The sequence below is a fragment of the Plantactinospora sp. KLBMP9567 genome (assembly GCF_033446045.1).
Classification (GTDB): Bacteria; Actinomycetota; Actinomycetes; order Mycobacteriales; family Micromonosporaceae; genus Plantactinospora.
This window is the reverse complement of record NZ_JAWQRR010000038.1, coordinates 190,025-210,173: the sequence shown is the minus strand read 5'-3', so window position 1 is coordinate 210,173 and position 20,149 is coordinate 190,025. Positions and strand designations below refer to the sequence as shown.

General features: G+C 71.7%; 14 protein-coding genes and 1 pseudogene. 8 read left to right on the top strand and 7 right to left on the bottom strand.

Features of this window, described 5'->3' with window-relative positions:
- Positions 1–38: 38 nt before the first annotated feature.
- From eccB to R6Y94_RS28280, 3 genes are all read left to right on the top strand, one after another.
- Complete coding sequence (gene eccB, locus R6Y94_RS28290) at positions 39–1,436, top strand: type VII secretion protein EccB (RefSeq protein WP_318398877.1); 1,398 nt, start codon at positions 39–41, stop codon at positions 1,434–1,436.
- 254 nt (positions 1,437–1,690) lie between these two features.
- Entirely contained in the window at positions 1,691–2,011 is a 321-nt protein-coding gene (locus tag R6Y94_RS28285) for a WXG100 family type VII secretion target (RefSeq protein ID WP_318398876.1), read from the top strand.
- Positions 2,012–2,035: 24 nt separating this feature from the next.
- Complete coding sequence (locus R6Y94_RS28280) at positions 2,036–2,329, top strand: WXG100 family type VII secretion target (RefSeq protein ID WP_318398875.1); 294 nt, start codon at positions 2,036–2,038, stop codon at positions 2,327–2,329.
- A gap of 153 nt (positions 2,330–2,482) precedes the next feature.
- Here R6Y94_RS28280 and mycP read toward each other — a convergent pair whose 3' ends face one another.
- Complete coding sequence (gene mycP, locus R6Y94_RS28275) at positions 2,483–3,718, bottom strand: type VII secretion-associated serine protease mycosin (RefSeq protein WP_318398874.1); 1,236 nt, start codon at positions 3,716–3,718, stop codon at positions 2,483–2,485.
- 182 nt (positions 3,719–3,900) lie between these two features.
- Here mycP and R6Y94_RS28270 point away from each other — a divergent pair, with 182 nt between their 5' ends.
- Complete coding sequence (locus R6Y94_RS28270) at positions 3,901–6,912, top strand: SseB family protein (RefSeq protein WP_318398873.1); 3,012 nt, start codon at positions 3,901–3,903, stop codon at positions 6,910–6,912.
- Positions 6,909–7,274, top strand: coding sequence for a hypothetical protein (locus tag R6Y94_RS28265; protein ID WP_101368460.1), 366 nt, complete (start codon positions 6,909–6,911; stop codon positions 7,272–7,274). The genes R6Y94_RS28270 and R6Y94_RS28265 overlap by 4 nt, the downstream gene beginning before the upstream one ends.
- Positions 7,275–7,321: 47 nt before the next feature.
- On the opposite strand, the gene R6Y94_RS28260 is transcribed toward R6Y94_RS28265, so the two are convergent.
- A complete protein-coding gene (locus tag R6Y94_RS28260) occupies positions 7,322–8,263 on the bottom strand; it encodes an alpha/beta hydrolase (RefSeq protein WP_318398872.1) in 942 nt (313 codons plus the stop codon).
- 292 nt (positions 8,264–8,555) lie between these two features.
- On the opposite strand from R6Y94_RS28260, the gene R6Y94_RS28255 reads away from it, so the two are divergent.
- A complete protein-coding gene (locus tag R6Y94_RS28255) occupies positions 8,556–9,722 on the top strand; it encodes a C45 family peptidase (protein WP_318398871.1) in 1,167 nt (388 codons plus the stop codon).
- A gap of 78 nt (positions 9,723–9,800) precedes the next feature.
- On the opposite strand, the gene R6Y94_RS28250 is transcribed toward R6Y94_RS28255, so the two are convergent.
- Positions 9,801–12,113: an immune inhibitor A domain-containing protein gene (locus tag R6Y94_RS28250; protein WP_318398870.1), complete on the bottom strand. Its 2,313-nt coding sequence runs from the start codon at positions 12,111–12,113 to the stop codon at positions 9,801–9,803.
- A gap of 412 nt (positions 12,114–12,525) precedes the next feature.
- The gene (acs, locus tag R6Y94_RS28245; RefSeq protein WP_318398869.1) at positions 12,526–14,490 is read right to left on the bottom strand and encodes an acetate--CoA ligase; all 1,965 of its coding nucleotides are present in this window, start codon (positions 14,488–14,490) and stop codon (positions 12,526–12,528) included.
- A gap of 291 nt (positions 14,491–14,781) precedes the next feature.
- Here acs and R6Y94_RS28240 point away from each other — a divergent pair.
- A pseudogene (locus R6Y94_RS28240) lies at positions 14,782–15,552 on the top strand (hypothetical protein); the annotation flags it as partial.
- A gap of 103 nt (positions 15,553–15,655) precedes the next feature.
- On the opposite strand, the gene R6Y94_RS28235 reads toward R6Y94_RS28240, so the two are convergent.
- The 3 genes from R6Y94_RS28235 to R6Y94_RS28225 all read right to left on the bottom strand — a co-directional run bounded on the left by R6Y94_RS28235 (position 15,656) and on the right by R6Y94_RS28225 (position 18,589).
- Complete coding sequence (locus R6Y94_RS28235; protein WP_318398868.1) at positions 15,656–16,456, bottom strand: HAD-IB family hydrolase; 801 nt, start codon at positions 16,454–16,456, stop codon at positions 15,656–15,658.
- Between the two features lie 546 nt (positions 16,457–17,002).
- Entirely contained in the window at positions 17,003–17,416 is a 414-nt protein-coding gene (locus R6Y94_RS28230) for a VOC family protein (protein ID WP_318398867.1), read from the bottom strand.
- A 120-nt stretch (positions 17,417–17,536) separates the two neighbouring features.
- Positions 17,537–18,589 carry an alpha/beta hydrolase gene (locus tag R6Y94_RS28225; RefSeq protein WP_318398866.1) on the bottom strand — a complete coding sequence of 351 codons (1,053 nt, stop codon included), beginning with the start codon at positions 18,587–18,589 and terminating at the stop codon, positions 17,537–17,539.
- A 423-nt stretch (positions 18,590–19,012) separates the two neighbouring features.
- On the opposite strand from R6Y94_RS28225, the gene ssd reads away from it, so the two are divergent.
- Positions 19,013–20,077, top strand: a complete 1,065-nt coding sequence (gene ssd / locus R6Y94_RS28220) for a septum site-determining protein Ssd (protein ID WP_318398908.1) — start codon at positions 19,013–19,015, stop codon at positions 20,075–20,077.
- Positions 20,078–20,149 lie beyond the last annotated feature (72 nt).

The window sequence follows — 20,149 nt, the reverse complement described above, 5'->3', positions numbered from 1 at the left end:
CCTATCGTATGGGCCGGACAACCGGAGAGGGGGCCCGCATGCCGTCGCGGCAGGATCAGTTGCACTCCTACCAGTTCATGGTCCAGCGGGTGGTGGGCGCGCTGGTGATGCGGGAGACCGATCCCGCGCAGTCGCCGTTCCGGCGGGCGGCCGGCGCCACCCTGGCCAGTGTGCTGATCGCGCTGATCGGGATCGGCGGTTCGGTGGTCTACGGGGTCTTCGTCGGCGGCGGTGCCACCAAGTGGAAGGACTCCTCGGTGGTGATCGTCGAGAAGGAGTCCGGCGCGCAGTACGTCTACGTCGACAACACCCTGCATCCGGTGCTCAACTACGCCTCGGCGCTGCTCATCGTCGGCCAGCCCGCCCCGAAGACGGTGTCGGTGTCGCGCAAGTCGCTGGAGGGGCAGCCGCGCGGTGTGACGCTGGGCATCCGCGACCTGCCGGAGTCGCTGGCCCCGAGCAACCGGCTGGTCTCCGGCGGCTGGACGATCTGCTCCGAGCCGCGTACGGGTGGCGGCGGCGGGCAGCCACAGTCGACACTGCTGGTCGGCAGGGCGGCGCCCGGCGGTCAGGAGCTGGGCGACGAGGGACTGCTGGCGGAGCACCCCAACGGCCAGCTCTTCCTGATCTGGCACAACCGCCGGCACCTGATCCAGAATCCCGAGCTGGTGGTCGGCGCCCTGTGGGGCAGCCAGCGGCAGGTGGCGGTGGCACCGGCTCTGCTCAACGCCCTGCCCGCCGGGGCGGACCTGGGCGAGATCCGGATTCCCGACGCGGGCGAGCCGTCCGACGCCGTGGACGGCGCGAAGATCGGTCAGGTCTTCCTGGTCGAGCGGCAGGGCGGCGACGGCCAGTACGCGGTGGCCAGGCGGGACGGCCTCTACAACATCACCGAGGTGCAGGCCAACATCCTGTTGACCACGGACGCGGTGAAGCAGGGCGACGCCACCCGGCTCTCCCAGGGCCAGTACGGCGCACTGCCGAAGAAGGGCGACCTGGTGCCCGGCAACGACGCGGCGGCACCGGCGGACACGCCCGAGATGGCGACCGCGGAGGGCGGCGTGATCTGCGGCGACGTGCCGGACGACCGTGGCGTGCAGGGCATCCGGATCGGCGCCGACATGTCCGGGATCCCCGATCCGCCCGCGACCTCGGCACAGTCGGCCCGGGGCGGTGCGCTCGCCGACCAGGTGGTGCTGGAGCCCGGCCGGGGTGTGGTGGTCGAGGCGGCTGCCGCGCCCGGTGCCACCGGCGGTGCCATCTCGATCGTCACCGACCAGGGACGACGGCATCCGGTGACCAGCGGCGAGGTGCTGGGCAACCTCGGCTACGCCGCCGCCAAGCGGGTACGGATGCCGAGCATCCTGGTCACGCTCATTCCGGACGGACCGGCCCTGGATCCCGAGAAGGCCCGCGACCGGGCCGGCGTGCAATAGGCGAGCGGGAAAATGCGCTGGTGGGTAAGAATGTCGGTGACCGTCGGTAACCGCCGGTCCGGTTCATTGCGGTACGGGTTTGTCCACAGGGTGGCCCGAAGGGGTATCCAAGGCTTGCCCTGGCCCGCTACCGTCGGCTACGGAAGTAATTGCCAAGTTGTGCCGTGACCCGTCGGGGGAGCGGACACGAGCCGGGAAGTCCACAGTGGGCGTTCCGGTTGACGACGAGTTAAGGGAGCGGGGTGACTTCGGGGGTGTCCCAGACGCAGGCAGAAGCCGCGGTGATGGAACAGACCGCCACGAAGTTCGAGTCGGTCGACCAGTCGCTGCAGAGCATGCTGAGCAGCCTGATGGGTCAGCTTGAGGTGCTGCAGAGCGCGTGGCGTGGTGCTGGTGGCCGGTCGTTCGAGCAGGTCAAGCAGCAGTGGTCGCAGAACCAGGAGCAGATCCACCGCGCGCTGCGCGAGACCGCGACTGCGATCCGTACCTCCGGCCAGCAGTACGACGCGTCCGACACCGAGGCGTCGAGCCGGATGAACGCCACCAACGCCGGCGGCATGACGCTGCCGCTCTGATTTGGACCGGGGAGGGAAGATCCGATGAGTGACGGCCTTCTTGTCGTCAATTTTGCCGCGTTGCAGCAGGCCAGCGCGGACATCCAGAAGGCGCTGAACACGCTCGACTCGCAGCTCGACCAGCTCGAGTCGGACGCCGCGCCGCTCGTCAACACCTGGGAGGGTGACGCGCAGCAGGCGTACTTCCAGCGCCAGACCAAGTGGCGTCAGGGTGCGCAGGACATGTCCAACATGCTGCGCGACATCAAGATGGCGCTGGACGAGTCCGCCGCGGACTACCTCAGCACCGAGAAGAAGAACACCGGCCTGTTCCAGTAGGGCCTTCCGTACCGCCCAGACTGCCCCGGGCTGCCGCGCGATCCGTGCCGCACCCGGGGCATCTGCTTGCGCTCCAGGACCTCCAGCTCACGCTGCGACAGCGGCTCCATGGCTGGCTGTACCGCGCCTGCGGGTGCCGGCGCCCCCCGAGGGCTAGGGCGTCGGGCCGGCCGGGCGCCAGCCGCGGCGGGCACCCCGGGGCAGTACCACGGCGAGCAGCAGCGCCGCCAGCGCGACGGTGCCGGCGAGGCCGGCCACCCAGAGGGCCCGCTGCTGGCTCTCCGAGCGCCGCTCCGCCTGGGCCACCTCCGCCGGGTCGACCTGGTGGGGAGGCAGCCCGGCCGCCTCGGGGCGCCGGGCCGGCGCCGCCGTGTCGGTGACCGCCCGGTACGGGTTGAGCATCCCGGCCCCGTAGGCGCTCCGGTCGGAGCCCGGCACCGGATCGGTGGTGGCGATCAGGCGTTGCGCCACCTGCCGCGCGTTCAGCTTGGGCCAGTACTGCCGGATCAGCGCCACGGTGGCGGTCACGAACGGGGTGGCGAAACTGGTGCCGTTGTCCAGCACGTGCCCACGCTCCGGCACCGCGACCACGACGTTGCCACCGGGGGCGACCAGGTCCACGTAGTCGCCGCGCTGGGAGAAGGGGGAGACCAGCCCGTCCTCGCCGACCGAGCCCACCCCGATCACCCCGTCGTACGACGTCGGGTACGGCTTCGGGTTCTTGTCCGCGTACAGGTTGCCGGCGGCGGCGACGATCACGACGTCCTTCTCCAGGGCGTACTCCACCGCCCGCTTGAGTTCCGGGTTGTCCTGGTAGTACACGACCGAGAGGTTGATCACGTCTGCGCCGTTGTCGACCGCCCAGCGGATCGACTGGGCAAATGTCCCGACGGTTACGCTTTCGCCGTTCTCCTTGCCCTCGATGACCTTCTTCTCGCTCACCCGTACCGGAAGGATCTTGACCTGGGGCGCGAGCCCCCGGAAGGGGGTGCCCTCCCGGGGAGTGGCCGCGATGACGCTGGCCACGCCGGTGCCGTGCCGGGCGCAGTCCCGCTTCCCGTCGGAGTCCGAGCCGAGGAAGTCGCGCCCGCGTAGGACTCGGCCGCGCATCTGCGGGTGCGTGTCGTCGACGCCGGAGTCGATCACCGCCACCGTCACGCCAGCTCCGACGGCCAGCGGTGCCAGCCGCTCCGGGGCGTACCGCTGTTGCGCCCACGGCAGCGTGGTGATGGGCTGGGCGGGTGGGGTGTTGTTGTCACAGCCGGGCAGGGTCCGCTGGGCGACCGGCGGGGCGAGCGGCGCCGCCGTGACCGGACCGGCGGCGATCGGCGGGACCGCCAGCACGGTGATGGCGCCAACCAGCGTGAGTCGTATTGTCCGGCCACGCATCGGTCGCCTCCGAATCGGTTCGGTCCGTCATCGGGCCGGATCATCGGTCCGGCTCCGCCCACCGGATGCTATCGGTGGATCGCCGCGGACGGCATCCACCGCCAGCCAACCATTGTGATCCGGTCCCCACCTTGTAGGTTGTACGCGATGCTTGTGGCCTGTTCGGCGAGAGGGAGGTGGCCGTGACCGAATGGGAGCCAGCCACCGAGACCGAGGCCGCGATGCGGGACGCACTGCGGGCGGGCGACCAGGAACTCTATTTCCGTATTCTCGCCCGCACCGATCTTCTGTTGCCGGTCTCCGCCGAGGCGCTCGCCGGTCGTGCGCCGATGGGCTGGGGCACCTGGACCACCGGTGGCCGGACGCACGTACTCGCATTCACGTCCACCGCCGCACTGCGCGCGTGTCTCGCCGAGAACGCCGGATCGACCCGGCAGGCACCCTATCCCGAACTGGCCACCGGATGGCCCAACCCGGAGTGGTGGCTCGCGGTGAACCCCGGGCTGCCGATCGAGGGTTACCTGCCGGCCTGGTTCGTCTCCCAGCTCTCCCGGGGTGACGTACGGCTGCCCGGCCGCAGCGTGGGCGCCCGGGCACGGCTGGAGCAGGTCGAGCGGGCCGCCCGAGCCCGGGCCACGGCCGCCGTACCGCGTCGCCCGCCGGACGGGCCGAGGGCGGAGCCCGAACCGGCCGGGGGGTTCCGGGCGGTCGATCCGGACGGGCTGCCGCTCCGGCCGATCGACCCGGACGGGCTGCCCTCGCGCTCGCCTGGGGCGTTGCGGGAGTCCGCCGACTCTTTCCGGCCCATGGATGCCGATGCCTTCCGGGCGGCGGACGCCGAGCCGTTCCGGGCGGCGGGTGCTGACGCGTTCCGGGCCACGGACGCCGACTCGTTCCGGGCGATGGATGCCGACGCGTTCCGGTCGATGGATGCCGACGCGTTCCGGTCGACGGACCCGGACTCACCGGGGCCGCCGCTGCGGTCGCCGGGGGCGTCGCGGGAGGCGGCCGAGTCGTTCCGGTCGATGGAGCCGGAGTCACCGGCGCACCCGTTCCGGCCGGCCGAGTCGTCCCGGGAGCCGGCCGAGGCGTCCCGGTCGGTCGAGGCCTCCGACGAGCAGGCCCCGATCGTGCCGCCGACCGGCGAACCGACAGCGTTCCTGTCGTCTCCGGAACCCGCCCCGGCCCCGGCCACGGCGAGCGGGACCCCGGCCACGGTGCCGGTGATCGCGCCGACGCCGGCCCGGAGCGGGCTGGGCGGAGACTTCGGCAGCCAGATCTCGGAGGACACCTCGGCGGGCTGGATGACACCAGCGGGTCCGACCCGACCCACCTCGGCGAACACGGCGAACGGCAGTTCGGCAGCCGTGCAGGGGTCGGCTGGTCCGGCGTCGTCGGTGTCCGCGCCGCCGTCCGGCGGTGCGCCGGGCGGCCCGCCACCGGCCTGGCACGGGTACGCGGGCCAGCAGGTCGACCGACCCGCCGAGCCGGTCGAGACCCGGACGCCGGAGGAGTGGCCCGGCACGCCCGTCGCCCCGTGGATGCCCCCGTCGGAGGTCCCGGCCCCGGAGGTCCCGGCCCCGGAGACCTGGACGCCACCGGTCGCGCGCTCCGAGCCGTCACTGTTCACCCCGGTTCCTCGACGTCCGGCCGGTGACTCGCCGTCCGTGGCCGGTGAGCCGTGGTCCGGCGCGACCGCTGAGGGTCCGACGACGGCCTACGAGCTGGCCGGTTCCGGACGGCCCGGCACCGATCCGGTTCCCGCGAGCCGGGCAGCCGCCGATCCGGAACCCACCGAGGCTCGTCCCACCGAACAGATCCTCACCGGTACGGGTCTCACCCAGTCGTTCTCCGGCCGGTCGTTCGCGACGGAGTCCCTGACGATGGGCTCGCTGCCCACCCAGAGCTTCGGCGCCGGCCCGGCACCCACCGAGCAGTTCACCGCCGGCCCGTCCGCCACCGAGCAGTTCGCCGCCGGTCGATCGGTCCGCGAGCAGTTCGCCGCTGCTCCGTCCGTCAGCGACCAGTTCGCCGGTGGTTCCCAGCCGACCGAGCGGTTTGCGAACGATCCGGCGGTCACCGAGCAGTTCGGCCCCGGGTCGGCCCCGACCGAGCCGATTCCGGCCAGTGCCCGGCCGCCGGCCGCCGGTTGGGGTACGACCGGACCGGTCGCCGCCGAGCCGCCGGCCGGTGCCGATCCGGTGCCCGCCCGCCGGCTGCCGTCGGACTTCGTACCGGCCAACGAGGTCGAGCGGAGCCTGCTCGACGCGGCCGGTGACGGCAGCACCGACACGTTCCTCTCCACGCTGCTGCTCGCCAGGGTGCTGCTGCCGGTGGCGTTCAACTCGGCTCCGGGCGCCCGACCCGGTGACGACGGCTTCGAGTGGCGTACCGAGCTGCTGGACGGGGAGCGTTATGTGGTGGTGTTCACCTCCCCGGAGCGGCTCGGCGACCACCTGCCGGAGACCATCGACACCGTCGAGGTCAAGTTCGCCCAGTTGATCCGGCGGTGGCCGGACGACAACTATTCCTTCGCGGTGAACCCGGGCACGCCGGTCGGCGCCAAACTTCCGGGTGGACAGATCGTCGCGCTGGCGAACTGGGCCGCCGAGGTGGGCCTCGGCGACGACACCGGTGAGCCGGCGCCGCAGGCGCCCGCCGAGGAGGAGGCGCCCCGGCCGACGTACGCGCCGGCTCGGGACGACCCGGGGCGGCCGACGATGATGCAGAAGACCATCGCCCCCAGCCAGCTCTCCTACTATCTCGACCGGGGCTACGACCGGGTGTCGGGCTTCGTGCACCGGGCCTCCGAGGTCGCCCACCTGCGTACCCCGGCGAAGCTCTACGCCGCGCTCGGCCTGCACTACCCCGGTTCACCCTTCGACCGGGACGCCGAGGAGATCTACGTGCTCCGCTGGCCGGCGTACCGGCCCAGCCTCTACCGGATACCGTACGGCGGCCAGAACGAGGCCGCCATGCGGGCGATGGAGGGTTGGGTGATCGAGCGGCCGCCGTTCCGGGGCAACGGGTTCGCGCCGGGCGAGAGCAGTGACGTGGTGGCCGAGTTCAAGGTGGACAGTGTACGGCTGCCGCACGGCGCGCAGCTCCACCGGATCGGGCTCGACGGCACCGAGCGGCTGGTGGCGACGCTGGACTGCGACGTACCCCTCTGGCGCCGGGCCGAGGAGGGCTGATGCGCGACGGTTACGTGGCCCAGTGGCGTGGCCGGGAGTACGAGGCCAGCCCGGCCGGTGACGACGTGCGCCTCTACCAGGCGGAACCGGGCGAGGGCTTCGAGGAGGTCCGGCCCGGGCGGTACGTCCGGGTGGTGGCCGCGGCCGAGGTCGGCGAGCTGGTCTACGTCCGGACCAGGTGCTCGTGGCAGGGCCAGCCGTTCATCGTGCTCGCCCAGCACGACAACTGGCTGCGGGTGGAATACACCGGCGGACGCTGGCCGGTCGCCGAGGCGATGGGGCTGGAGGCGTTCGACTTCGGGGTCTACCAGGGCTGGGCACCGGCGGCCGAGGTCACCGACCTGCGGGAGAACCGCGCCTGACCTGCGCTCGCAGGCGGCCGGCCGGCGCCCCGGGGCCGGTACGGCGGTCACGACTTGGCCCAGCGCAGCACCTCGCCCAGCACCAGGTCGGTTGCCTCGACGTGCGGGAAGTGGCCGACGTTGTCGAGCAGCCGCCACTCGTACGGGGCCACCACGTAGCGGCTGGAGCCCTGGGCGGTACGCGGCAGCGACGCCTGATCCAGCGCGCCGTGCAGTTGCAGGGTCGGGGTGACCAGCGGCTTCTGCATCAGCTTGACGAACCGGTAGCCGTGCAGCCGGAGTACTGACCGGAACGCCCAGCGGTAGCCCTCCATCGCGCAGAACGCGGCCTGCGGAATCCGCATCGCCTGCCGGCAGCGCTCCGCATAGTCGGCGAAGCCGGGACTCCGCACCCAGTGCGGTCCGCCCCAGCGTTGCAGGAAGTAGCCGACCAGCGCCGCGTCGTCCCGGGTCAGCACGTGCTCGTACCGGGGAATCTGGAACTTCAGCGTCGGGGTGGCCGCCGCGAACTGGCCGCGCGGGTCGGCGAAGATGCCGGCGCGCAGCCGCAGCGGATGCGGTGCCGCGAGCACCACCAGCCGGCGGACCAGGCTGGGGTGGAAGGAGGCGGCGGTCCAGCCGATCATGCCGCCGGCGCCCGAGCCGACCAGCATCGCCGAGCGCTCGCCGAGTGCCCGGATCAGTCCGGCCACGTCGGCGGCGAGGGTGTAGCCGTCGTACCCCCGGGGCGGCTTGTCGCTGGCGCCGTAACCGCGCAGGTCGACCGCGACCGCCCGGTAGCCGGCGTCGGCGACCGCCGGCAACATCTCGTGCCAGGCCCACCAGAACTCGGGGAAGCCGTGCAGGAACAGCACCAGCGGCCCGCTGCCGGCCTCGACGACGTGGAACCGGCTGCCGTTGGCGCCTACGAAGCGGTGCGTCCACGGCCCGTCCACCAGTACGCAGGACTCGTCGACGACGGACCTGCGGCCGCCGCCGCGCTCGCTCATGCCGCCTCCCCCGGTGTGCCGGCGGGCCCGGCGACTTCCCACGACTGCACGGTGCCCCGAGAGTCGGGACACAGCCGGCTGCGCTCGCTTCGCCGCTCCTTGCTGACCTGGCCGGTTCGCTCCCTCATGTCCACAGCCTAGGGCCAGCGGCGCGGGACGGATCCGGCACAACCTACGGATCAGGGGATCGTCCGGGAATTTCCCGGGCCGCCCGGGCCGGTCTGGGGTGGTCATGACTAGGGGATCAGGAACGCCGGTGACGTCGACCGGGTGATCCGGTTAGCGTGCTGGGATGACTTCCGGCCGTCGGCTCGACCATTCCGACCTGCCGGTCCCGCTGATCCGGGTGCAGGGCACACCGGCCGAGTGCGGTGCCGGGTACGGTGCCGCGGCCCGGGACCTGATCACCGCGAACCTGGAGTTCTACCTGCGCCGGTTCCGCGAGGAGGGCGGCTGGGACGAGGCGGCGGTGACCGTCGCCGGGCGGGCGTTCCGGGAGGCCACCCGGCGGCACCATCCCCGGGTCGCCGAGTTGCTGGACGGGGTGGCCGAGGGGGCCGGGGCCCGGGTCGAGCAGGTCTACGCGCTGAACGCGCGTACCGAGCTGATCTACGGCCGGCACCCGGACGGCGGGTCCGCCGCCCCGCCGGACGCCGATGCCGGCGGCTGTACCGCGGTCGGGGTGCTCGGCACCCACACCGGCAACGGTCACCTGCTGCTCGGGCAGAACTGGGACTGGCACCCCGACCAGCGTGACGTGATGCTGCTGCTGGCCACCCGGGACGAGCGCGGGCTGACCGTGCTGACCCTGACCGAGGCGGGCATGGTCGCCAAGACCGGGCTGAACTCGGCCGGGGTCGGCGTCTGCGTGAACATGCTCGGCTGTGACCGGGACGGGCTGCCCGGCCCCGGGGTCGAGCCGGGCGTGCCGTACCACGTACTCCTGCGGGCGGCGCTGGAGGCGGACAGCCTGGCCGAGGCGCTGAAGGCCGCCGTCCGGGGCACCCGGAACAGCTCGATCAACCTGCTGCTCGGCCAGGCGGCGGAGGCAGGCGGCGAGCTGATCGACCTGGAATTGGTGCCCGGCGATGCCGGCTGGCTGCACCCGGTGGACGGGTACCTCACGCACGCCAACCATCTGGAGACGGGGCTGCCGGTGCACGACGCGATGAAGGACTGGGGCGGTTCGTCGCTGTTCCGGTCGGCCCGGGCCAGGCGGCTGCTGGCGCCGAAGGCGGCGGTCGGCAAGGTCGGCGAGGGCGACCTCGCGGCGCTCTTCCGCGACCACGCGAGCTTTCCGCACGGCATCTGCCGGCACGTCGACGAACGGATGCCGCTGGCCGAGCGCTCCGAGACGGTCTATTCGGTGCTGCTGGACCTGGACGACCGGCGGTTCGGCATCGCGGCCGGGCCCCCGTGCGAGCACCGGTACGGCTGGCTCGACCTGGCCGCAGGCTGACCGCCGTCCCCGTGGACGCGAGCGGGGCCGGGACGCGCCCCCGGCCCGCCCGCCCCCCCCCGACCGTGGTACGTCGGATCAGTTGGTGATCTTGATGATCGCCAGGTCGCTGATCAGGCGGTTCTCCAGCAGTAGCTCGATCTTGGTGCCGGTGCCGGCGACCTTGACCGAGTTCATCGGGTTCTGCGCCGTCCAGTACCGGTTCGGGTCCGAGTCGTTGAAGACCGTCACCGGGTTCAGCTTCGGCACCGTGGTCGCCACCCCGTTGAGGTGGAACGTCTGCGCCGGCTTGGCGAACCGGCTGAACGTGGCGTCGTAGCTGCTGCGCCGGTTGGTGACGTTGCCGACCCCGGGCACCGTGATGGGGCCGGGCCGGACGTCGACCGGCAGGTTCAGGCCGGAGCCCGGGTGAGCGATGGTGTCGTTGTCGCCGTACGCGTAGTTCACGTACCAGATCAGCAGACCCTGGTGGTTGGAGAACCGCTCCACGAAGTCCGGCTTGGTGTTCTGCCAGCCGAAGTTGTAGGGACCGGTCTTCAGGGTCTTGTCGTAGCCGTAGTAGGTCCGGTATTCCGCGATGTAGAAGTGCGGAACCGTCTCCGTGACGTTACCGGTGAACCGGGTGAAACCGCGGGCGGTCCACGCCGGGTCGGCCGTCTCGGCGCCGTCGGTCCAGACCGCCGTACCGTTGACGACCAGCGAGATGTTGTCCAGGAACGGACCCGCGAAGTGCACACCGCCGTCGGTCTGGTAGCGGTAGCGGAACTGCACGGTCTGCCCCGCGTACGCCGACAGGTCGTACGTCAGGTCGATCCACTCGCCGTCGGTCGAACCGTCGACGCCGGTCTCGCCTTCCTCGATCAGCTCGTTGGCCAGCGGCGTCCAGGTCGAACCGTTGTTCGTCGACACCTCCGCGTAGAGGTAGTCGTAGTCCTCCTCGATCTCGTACTGGGCCTTCGCCGTGATGGCGGCGGTGCTGGCCCCGGTGAGGTCGAGGGTCCGGGTCATGGTGTTGTTCAGGTCGTCGGCGCTACCGCCCCACCACTCGTAATCACCCGCGAACGGGGTGTTGTAGTCGGTGCTGACCTCCTGGTCAGGCAGGTTGACCACGATTGCCTGGGCGAGGCCGTCGGTCTTGCCGGCCGCACCGAGGGTGGCGAAGGTAGTGCCGCTGTCCCACTCCACGGTGGAGTGGTTCAGCCAGCCCATGAAGAGCTTCGACCACGGGTCGAAGTAGCCCGGGGTGGAACCGATGTCCTGCTTGCCGTGGTTGAGCCACGAGCCGGAGGCCATGGTGCTCCAGAACCCGACGCCGTTGTCGCCGCCCTGGGTGTCGTACAGGTCGGGCAGGCCGAGGTCGTGGCCGTACTCGTGGGCGAAGACGCCCAGACCGCCGTTCTCAGGCTCCGTGGTGTAGTCGCGGATCCAGAGGCCGGTGTCACCGATCTGTACGCCGCCGGCCTTGTTGTTCTCCGGCCCCGCGCTGCCCTGCAGGTTCGGGAAGGCGGCCCAGCGGTGTGACCAGATCGCGTCCGCGCCCTGGGCGCCGCCGCCGGCCTCCTCGCCCTCACCGGCGTGCACCGCCTGGAAGTGGTCGACGTAGCCGTCGGGCTCGTTGAAGTCGCCGTCACCGTCGAAGTCGTACCGGTCCCAGATGTCGAACTGGGCGAGGTAGGACTTGATCTGCTCGGAGGTCTTGCCGGCAGCGACCTGCGACTCGTACCAGGAGGTGGCGGTGTCCCTGACGAAGTTCCAGTAGCCGTCGGACTCCGGGATGTTGTTGCTGCCGTAGCGGGCCTCGTTGAACGGGACCTTCACCCAGTCGCTGACGTCGCCGCCGACCGTGTAGCGGCCACCCGACTGCTTCAGGTAGAAGTCGGCCATCGACTCCTTGCCCTTGGCGTAGAACAGGTCGAGGAACGACTGCCGGTTGAAGTCCGGCTTCCAGATGGTGCTGTTGTCGTCCGTCGCCCCGCCGTCGTAGACCCGGTCCGGTTCCTTGATCTGGTTGTGCAACGGGCCGTCCGTGCCGCCGGTGCGCGAGTCCTTCTGGTTCCCGAACTCCACCAGGATGGTGAAGATCGGGTCGGACTTCGGGGGTTGCTGGTACTCGACGAACCGGTCGGCCTTGATTTGGATGACCTTCGACCCGTTGCGGGTCTGCAGCTTGGCCTTGCCGGACAGCAGCGCGGCGATGGCCTCCTGGCGAACCTGCTGGTGCTGCTCGGCGAGCGGGTCGGGCAGGTTGTCGGCCCGGTGGGCCGCACCCTGGGGTTCCCGGTCCACCGGGGCTGGCGCCGACGGAGCGGCGTACGCCGGCGCGGAGAGCGCGCTGGCGGCCAACAGCGTGGCCGTGGCACCTGCCAGGCCCGCTGTGACTCGTCTCCTCAAAGGTCCTCCTCCTTTGTGGAAGTGTTACAGGACAGGCCGGCTCTTGGCGGGCACTGTCATCAGACGCGACCATCACCATTGCAGATGGACCGAACGCTGTCACGGGTCGGGGACGGCTCATCGGGGTAGTCAGATCTACGTCTAATCAGGGCGAAAGCATTCCAACGGTCACCTATTTTCGGACATAGGAATGTCACGATTCGGCTACGGCAGGAACCCCGACCGTTCGTGCCACGTCCCCAGGCCGGTAATCGGTAATGGCGCCGGCTCGCGTACCCACCCGTACCCCCCGACCGGTCCGACCACCACCGGCGCGCACGACGATGGGCGGACCCGGAGCGGATCCGCCCATCGTGCGAAGGTGTGCTGGTTCGGCCGTGCGGCGATCGTCGCCGCTGCGGCCGAGAGACCGTCAGTCCTCGTCGGACTTGCCGGAACGCATCCCGGACGCGATCAGGTCCATCACCGAGGAGTCCTGCAACGTGGTGACGTCACCCAGCGAGCGGTTCTCGGCCACGTCGCGCAGCAGCCGGCGCATGATCTTGCCGGACCGGGTCTTCGGCAGCTCCGGCACCAGCATGATCTGCCGGGGCTTGGCGATCGGGCCGAGGGTCTTCGAGACGTGCTCCCGCAGCTCGGCGATGAGCGCCTCGCCCGCGGTGCCCTCGGCGTCGACGGAGCCGCGCGGGATGGTGAAGGCGACGATCGCCTGCCCGGTGGTCGGGTCGGTGGCGCCGACCACCGCCGCCTCGGCGACCGACGGGTGCGAGACCAGCGCCGACTCCACCTCGGTGGTGGAGATGTTGTGCCCGGACACCAGCATCACGTCGTCGACCCGGCCGAGCAGCCACAGGTCGCCGTCGTCGTCCTTCTTCGCCCCGTCACCGGCGAAGTAGAGGTCCTCGAAGCGGGACCAGTACGTGTCGAGGAAGCGCTGGTCGTCGCCCCAGATGGTGCGCAGCATCGACGGCCACGGCTCGCGCAGCACCAGGAAGCCGCCGCCACCGTCCGGCACCGACTGCGCCTGGTCGTCCACCACGTCGGCGCTGATCCCCGGCAGCGGGCGCATCGCGCTGCCGGGCTTGGCCGAGGTCACCCCGGGCAGCGGGGAGATCATGATGGCCCCGGTCTCGGTCTGCCACCAGGTGTCGACGACCGGGCACGCGCCGCGGCCGATGTTCTCCCGGTACCAGATCCATGCCTCGGGGTTGATCGGCTCGCCGACGCTGCCGAGCAGGCGCAGCGAGGAGAGGTCGTACCCCTTCGGGATGTCGTCGCCCCACTTCATCATGGTGCGGATCAGGGTGGGGGCGGTGTAGAGGATCGTCACCTTGTGCTTCTGCACCAGCTCCCAGAAGCGGCCCTTGTGCGGGGTGTCCGGGGTGCCCTCGTACATGAGCTGAGTGGCGCCGTTGGCCAGCGGGCCGTACACGATGTAGGAGTGCCCGGTCACCCAGCCGATGTCGGCGGTGCACCAGTAGACGTCGGTCTCCGGCTTCAGGTCGAAGACGGCGTGGTGGGTGTAGGCGACCTGGGTCAGGTAGCCGCCGGAGGTGTGCAGGATGCCCTTCGGCTTCGCCGTCGTGCCGCTGGTGTAGAGGATGAACAGCGGGTGCTCGGCGTCGAACGCCTCGGCGGTGTGCTCGGTCGAGGCGGTCTCCACCGTCTCGTGCCACCACACGTCCTTGTCGCTCCAGGCCACCTCCTGCCCGGTACGCCGGACCACCAGCACCCGCTCGATCGTCGGGCACTTGCCGACCGCCTCGTCGACGGTCGGCTTCAACGCCGACGGCTTGCCCCGGCGGAACCCGCCGTCGGCTGTGATCACGACCTTGGCGCTGGCGTCCTGGATCCGGTTGGTCAGCGCGTCGGCGGAGAAGCCGCCGAAGACCACGCTGTGGGTGGCGCCGATCCGGGCGCAGGCGAGCATCGCGACCGCCGCCTCCGGGATCATCGGCAGGTAGATCGCCACCCGGTCACCGGCGGTGACCCCGAGGTCGGTCAGCGCGTTCGCCGCCTGGCTGGTCATGGCCAGCAGGTCGGCGTAGGTGATCGTGCGGGTGTCGCCGGGCTCGCCCTCCCAGTGGATGGCCACCCGGTCGCCGTGCCCGGCGGCGACGTGCCGGTCCAGGCAGTTGTAGGCGATGTTGAGTCGGCCGCCGACGAACCACTTCGCGAACGGCGGATTCGACCAGTCGAGGGTCTCGTCCCACTCCTTCGACCAGTCCAGCCGGCCCGCCTGGCGTGCCCAGAACGCCAGCCGGTCCCCGGCAGCCTCGTCGTAGGCGTCCGCGGTGACGTTGGCGGCAGCGGCAAGGCCGGCCGGCGGCGGGAACTGCCGGGTCTCCTGCAACAGGTTTGCCAGAGTCTCGCTCATGGTGGATGGCTCCTCAGGCGTCGCGTCAGTGTCGTTCGGTAGGAGGTTAATCGGGCCTGGTAGCTGGGGCGAGGGGTCCGTACCACTCGCGCGATCAGACGCGCCGAATGGCGGCGTTCCGGCGCTCGCCGGTCACCGTACGTTCCGGCACCGGCGGACCGTCCGGCGGATTCGTCCGGAAGACGCCGGAGCTGTCCGGCTGATTCCGTCTGGAAGACGCCGAGGCGTTGGACGGGCGCAGGTTCCGGCGCTCGGCGCCGGCCTGACCGGGCCGGGAACTACGGTGACAGCATGGCCACCGACCCGCTCGCCCCGCTGCTGGACCTCGCCGACGTCGCGCCCGCGGTCGACCGGGCCCGCGAGCGGGTCGACCAGGCGCTGCGGCACCGCGCGTTGCGCCGGCACGGCGGCCAGGTCGCGGCCGAGGTCAGCCTGCGGTCCGCGGTGGCCAGCTCCGCGCTGGAGGGGTACGCGCACGAGCGCGAGACGGTCCGCGCCGGCACCGTGACCGATCCCGTGCTGCAAGGTGCCCTCCGGGTCGCCGGAGCGCTGCCCGGGCTGGCCGACCTGTGGCCGAAGGCGCCCCGCCAGGTGCTCGCCCGGCTGCACACCCTGGCGGCCCGGGGAACGGTGCCGGAGGAGGCGCTCGGCCGGCCGGTACCGGATCACGGCCCCGCCGCCGGAGCGTCCGTGCTGCCGGCCGCGCTCGGCGCTCGGCTGGACGGGCTGGCCGGGTTGGTCGCCGGGGGGACGTCGGTGTCGCCGGTGGTGCTGGCTGCCGTCGTACACGGGGAGCTGTTGGCGCTGCGGCCCTTCGCCGGCCCGTCCGGGGTGGTCGCCCGGGCCGCCGCCCGGCTCACCCTGCTCGCCACCGGGTTCGACCCGCGCGGCCTGATCGCGGTGGACCTGGGCCACTCGGAACGCGAGCCGGAGTACGTCGGCGCGGCCGGCGCCTTCGCCACCGGTACCCCGGACGGGCTCCGCTCCTGGCTCCGGCACTACGCGACGGCGGTGGAGGTCGGCGCGGAGCGGCTGACCGAGATCGGCGACGAGGTACTGGCGGATCCGGCACCCGCCGACTCCACGCCGAACGGGTCGGCGGCGGGCAGTTCGAGCCCCGGTGGGCGGGGACCGGTCGACCCGGGCCCTGCCTGATTGCGAGCTGTCAGGCGGTGGGGGTGCGGGTCCGGCGGTGCCGGCCGTACCAGGCGATGCCGATGGCGACCCCGACGCCGACTCCGATGGCCGCCGCGGCGACCGGCACGGCGGGACGCTCCCGGAGCCGGCGACCGAGCGGCACCGGGTGCCGGAACTCCAGCACCGGCCAGCCGTTCTCCACGGCGAGCTTGCGCAGCGCCCGGTCCGGGTTGACCGCGCTCGGATGGCCGACACACTCCAGCAGCGGACGGTCGCTGACGGAGTCGGAGTAGGCGTACGAGGCGGTGAGGTCGTAGCCGCGCTCCTTGGCCAGCTCGCCGACCGCGTCGACCTTGCTGGGACCGGCCGCGTAGAACTCCACCTCGCCGCTGTACCGCCCGTCCACCACCGTCATCCGGGTGGCGATCACGTCAGCGACCCCGAGCAGCTCACCGATCGGCCGGACCATCTCCTCGCCGGAGGCGGAGACGAGTACGACGTCCCGGCCGGCCGCCTGGTGCTCCTCGATCAGGGCGGCGGCCTCGGCGTACACGTAGGGGTTGATCAGCTCGTGCAGCGTCTCGGCGACGATCTGTCGGACCTGGTCCACCGGCCAGCCTTTGCACAGCGTCGCCAGATAGTCGCGGGTACGCGCCATCGTCTGCTCGTCGGTGCCGCCCAGCCGGAACATGAGCTGGGCGTACGCGGACTTGACCACGTCGCGGCGTGTGATCAGCCCGTCCCGGTAGAACGGCCGACCGAACGCCAACGCGCTCGACTTGGCGATGACGGTCTTGTCCAGATCGAAGAAAGCGGCGCTTCGGCCCACGGCGCGAAAGTCTAGCCGGATGGTCTATGGTCAGCGGGTGCGCGGGGTCACCTTTGGCACCTGCTGACCGGTTACCCCCTGATCGGCCGATCAGCCCCAGGGTGATCACGGTCACAGCCTGAGGGCGGACTTTCGCAGGGAGTGGAAGTTAACGCCACTCGACGTATACGGGTCGACTCAGGCATGCTTGTAGTTGCGACACACTTTCATATCCTCTGTGCTCGGTAGACCTCGGCGGTCGCACCCCCCGTGACCGCCGAGCGGGTTCGGCTCGACCCCCCCGGAGCCGAACCCCAGACGACCCCCGTCTCCCCCCGACGGGGGTCGTCGCTTTATCCGGTGAAGCGCATTCACACTGGTCACGGCCGTCCGGCTATCTCCGGCGCGCGGTCGGGTCGGGCCGACCTGTCCGGGCTCGACGCGGGTCGGGCCACGCCGTCCGTCGCGCGGTCGCCGACCCAGCGGTATCGGCCGGCGCCGGCCCCGTTGCTACTCAAGTGATCCGGCGCCCCTGCTCAAGTGTCGACCGAGCGGCCGAACGGGCAGCTACCCGAAGTCGGCGGCGGTGATCCCGTCGGCGTGCCCGGGTGGCCACTGCACCAACTCGATCCGGTAACCGTCCGGGTCGGTGAGCCACGAGGTCTGCGGGCCGCCCGGGCCGGCGGGCTGTTCCACGGGGCCGGGCCAGAGGCCGGCTCTGATCAGCGCCTCGACGGTGCCGGCGAGGTCGTCGACCTGGACGACGAGGTGGCTGAACCCGGTACCGACGTCCACCGGCCCGTCGGCCGGCCGGTGCACCAACTCCAGCGTGACGACATTCTCGTGCGGGAACTTGAGGACGGTCAGACTTGCACCGTCCCCGACGTCGACGCGACCGACCAAGGTGTATCCGAGCGCGGTGTAGAAGGCGAGCGACGCGGCGAGGTCCGATACGCGGTACGCCGTGTGGAGGGTCTTCACCAGGCCAACCATACGAGGACGCGGCCGATACGGCTCGGTTCCCGCTGCCGGTCCCGGTCGGCCCCCGTCGTAAGGCTTCCGGAGCCTTCATGGGGCCGGGGTGGCCGGGTAAGGCCGGGGCTATTCGTGGTGCAGGGCCCGGGCCAGCGTCGTCGCGGCCTGGGCGGTGACCGCCTGCGCGGCCTGGGTGGTTGCCAGCGCGTCCAGCATCGCCATGTCGTGGATGATGCCCTGGTAACGCACCTGGGTCACCGGTACGCCGGCCCTGCGCAGCTTTGCCGCGTACGCCTCGCCCTCGTCGCGCAGCACGTCGGCCTCGTTGGTGGTGACCAGGGTGGGCGGCATGCCCCGGAGTTGCTCGGGGCTGGCCCGCAGCGGTGACGCCATCGGATCGGCCCGTTCGGCCCGGTCCGGCAGGTACTGGTTCCAGAACCACATCATCAGCTCTCGACTCAGGTAGTAGCCGGTGCCGAACTCCCGATAGGAGGCGGTGTCGAAGTCGGCGTCGGTCACCGGATAGAGCAGCACCTGCCGGGCGAAGCGGGGACCGTCGCGCCGGGTGGCCAGCATCGCCACCACCGTCGCCAGGTTGCCGCCCACCGAGTCACCCGCGATGGCGATCCGGGTCGGGTCGAGGCCGTAGTCGTCGCCCTGGCTGGTCAACCACTGCGCCACCGCGTAGCACTCCTCGATCGCGGTCGGATACCGCGCCTCTGGCGACCGGCTGTACTCCGGAAAGACGATGGCCGAGTTGGACTGCACCGCGAGTTCGCGGATCAGCCGGTCGTGGGTGAGGGAGTCGCCGAAGACCCAGCCCGCGCCGTGGATGTAGAGCACCGCCGGCAGCATGCCGCCGACTCCGCGCGGCCGCATCATCTCCTGGGCGGCGGAGCGGAGGCGGTCGCCCAGCCCGCCGCCCGCGCCACCGAACCGGCCGGCGCCCCGGGGCTTGACGATCCGCACCGGTACCTGCCCGGTGGGGCCGCCGGGCACCATGATGTCCTCGATGTCGACCTCTGGACGGGGGATGTTGCCCGACTGCATCTCGACCAGCTTCGTCCGTCCCTTTTCCGGAGCGAGCTGGAACGGAAACGGCGGATTCGCCGTCATCCGGATTACCTCCTCCGCGGCTGGTTCCAGCACCACCGAGGTCGTGCTCACGGACTGCGCCATGACGGCTTCCTCCCCGATCTTCACCGCTGCGTCGCGCCGGTAGCGACCCGCACGTCGCGGGTACCCCCGCCGGTCCCGAATATGACCGGCCCCGCGGGGTCTGTCCCGCTCGGTGACCGCCCGCCGCGCCCGGCCCGCCGCATCCGGGGCGAAACCCCATCGGGTACGCACACAGCCGCCCGCGCCCGCTGCCGGGACCGCCGCTGACCGCCCCCGGTGCACATACCAGATCCACCGACCCGACGGGCGTTATCCACAGCCGGTCCAGTTATCCACAGCGCAGCTTTCCGGTGCCTGGAACGGAGGTTCGGGACGCCAGGGTGTGGCGGTAACCGGACCGCCCGTTGGAGCCGGATCCCACCGCTGGAGGACGTGATGCCACCGCGTACCCCGGTCCGTCCCGGACCGCGCCTGCCCCTGGTCGTGACCTCGGACAACGAGCTACTCGACGAACTGCTCCGGCTCGCCGCGGCGGGTGGCGGCGAGGTGGAGGTGGCCGCCGATCCGGCGTCGGCCCGGTCCCGGTGGGCCGCCGCGCCGCTGGTGGTGGTCGGCACCGACCAGGCGCAGGCCTGCCTACGGGCGAGGCTGCCCCGCCGGCCCCGGATGGTTCTGGTGGGCCGTGCCGGGGAAGGGGATGGCGGCTGGGAGGTGGCCGAGTTGCTCGGCGCCGAGCACGTCGCCGTGCTGCCGGCGGCCGAGCCCTGGCTGGTCGACCGGTTCGGCGAGTGTGTCACCGGTCAGGGTGCCGTGGGTGGCCCGGCCCGGATCGTCGCGGTGATCGGCGGGCGCGGCGGGGCCGGCGCGAGCGTACTGGCCGGTGGGCTCGCCATCACGGCGGCCCGGTGCGGCCTGCGCACGCTGCTGGTCGACGCCGATCCGCTCGGCGGCGGCCTCGATCTGGTGCTCGGCTGGGAGCAGTTGGAGGGCCTGCGCTGGCCCGCGCTGACCGAAGCGGACGGTCGGGTCGACGCGCCCGCGCTGGTCCGGGCACTGCCGAGTCGGGGCGACCTGGTGATGCTCTCCTGGGATCGCGGCGACCTGCTGGCGTTGCCGGCCGAGGCGATGGCGGCCACCATGGACGCCGGCCGGCGTGGCCGGGACATCGTCGTCGTCGACCTGCCCCGACAGCTCGACGACGCGGCGGTGATCGCACTACAAGCTGCCGACCAGGCGTTCGTACTCGTTCCCGCCGAATTGCGGGCTACCGCAGCGGCGGCCCGGGTGGCCGCGGTCGCCGGGCTGCACTGCGCCAACCTCTCGGTCATCGTGCGCGGCCCGGCCCCGGGCCGGCTCAAGGCTCGGGAGGTCGCCCGGGTACTTGACCTGCCACTGGTCGGCACGCTGCGACCCGAGCCGGGGCTCTGTCGCAACCTGGAACGCGGCGAGGCCCCGGCGGCTGCCGGGCGCGGTCCGCTGGCGGCGCTCTGCCAGCGCATCATCACCGACCTCACGGGTGCGGCCGGCGTTCCGGCCGAGGCGCGATGACCGCCCGGAAGCGGGTCTCCCGGACCGACCCGGCCCAGGGCCGACGCGCCCACACTGACGCGGTCCAGGGTC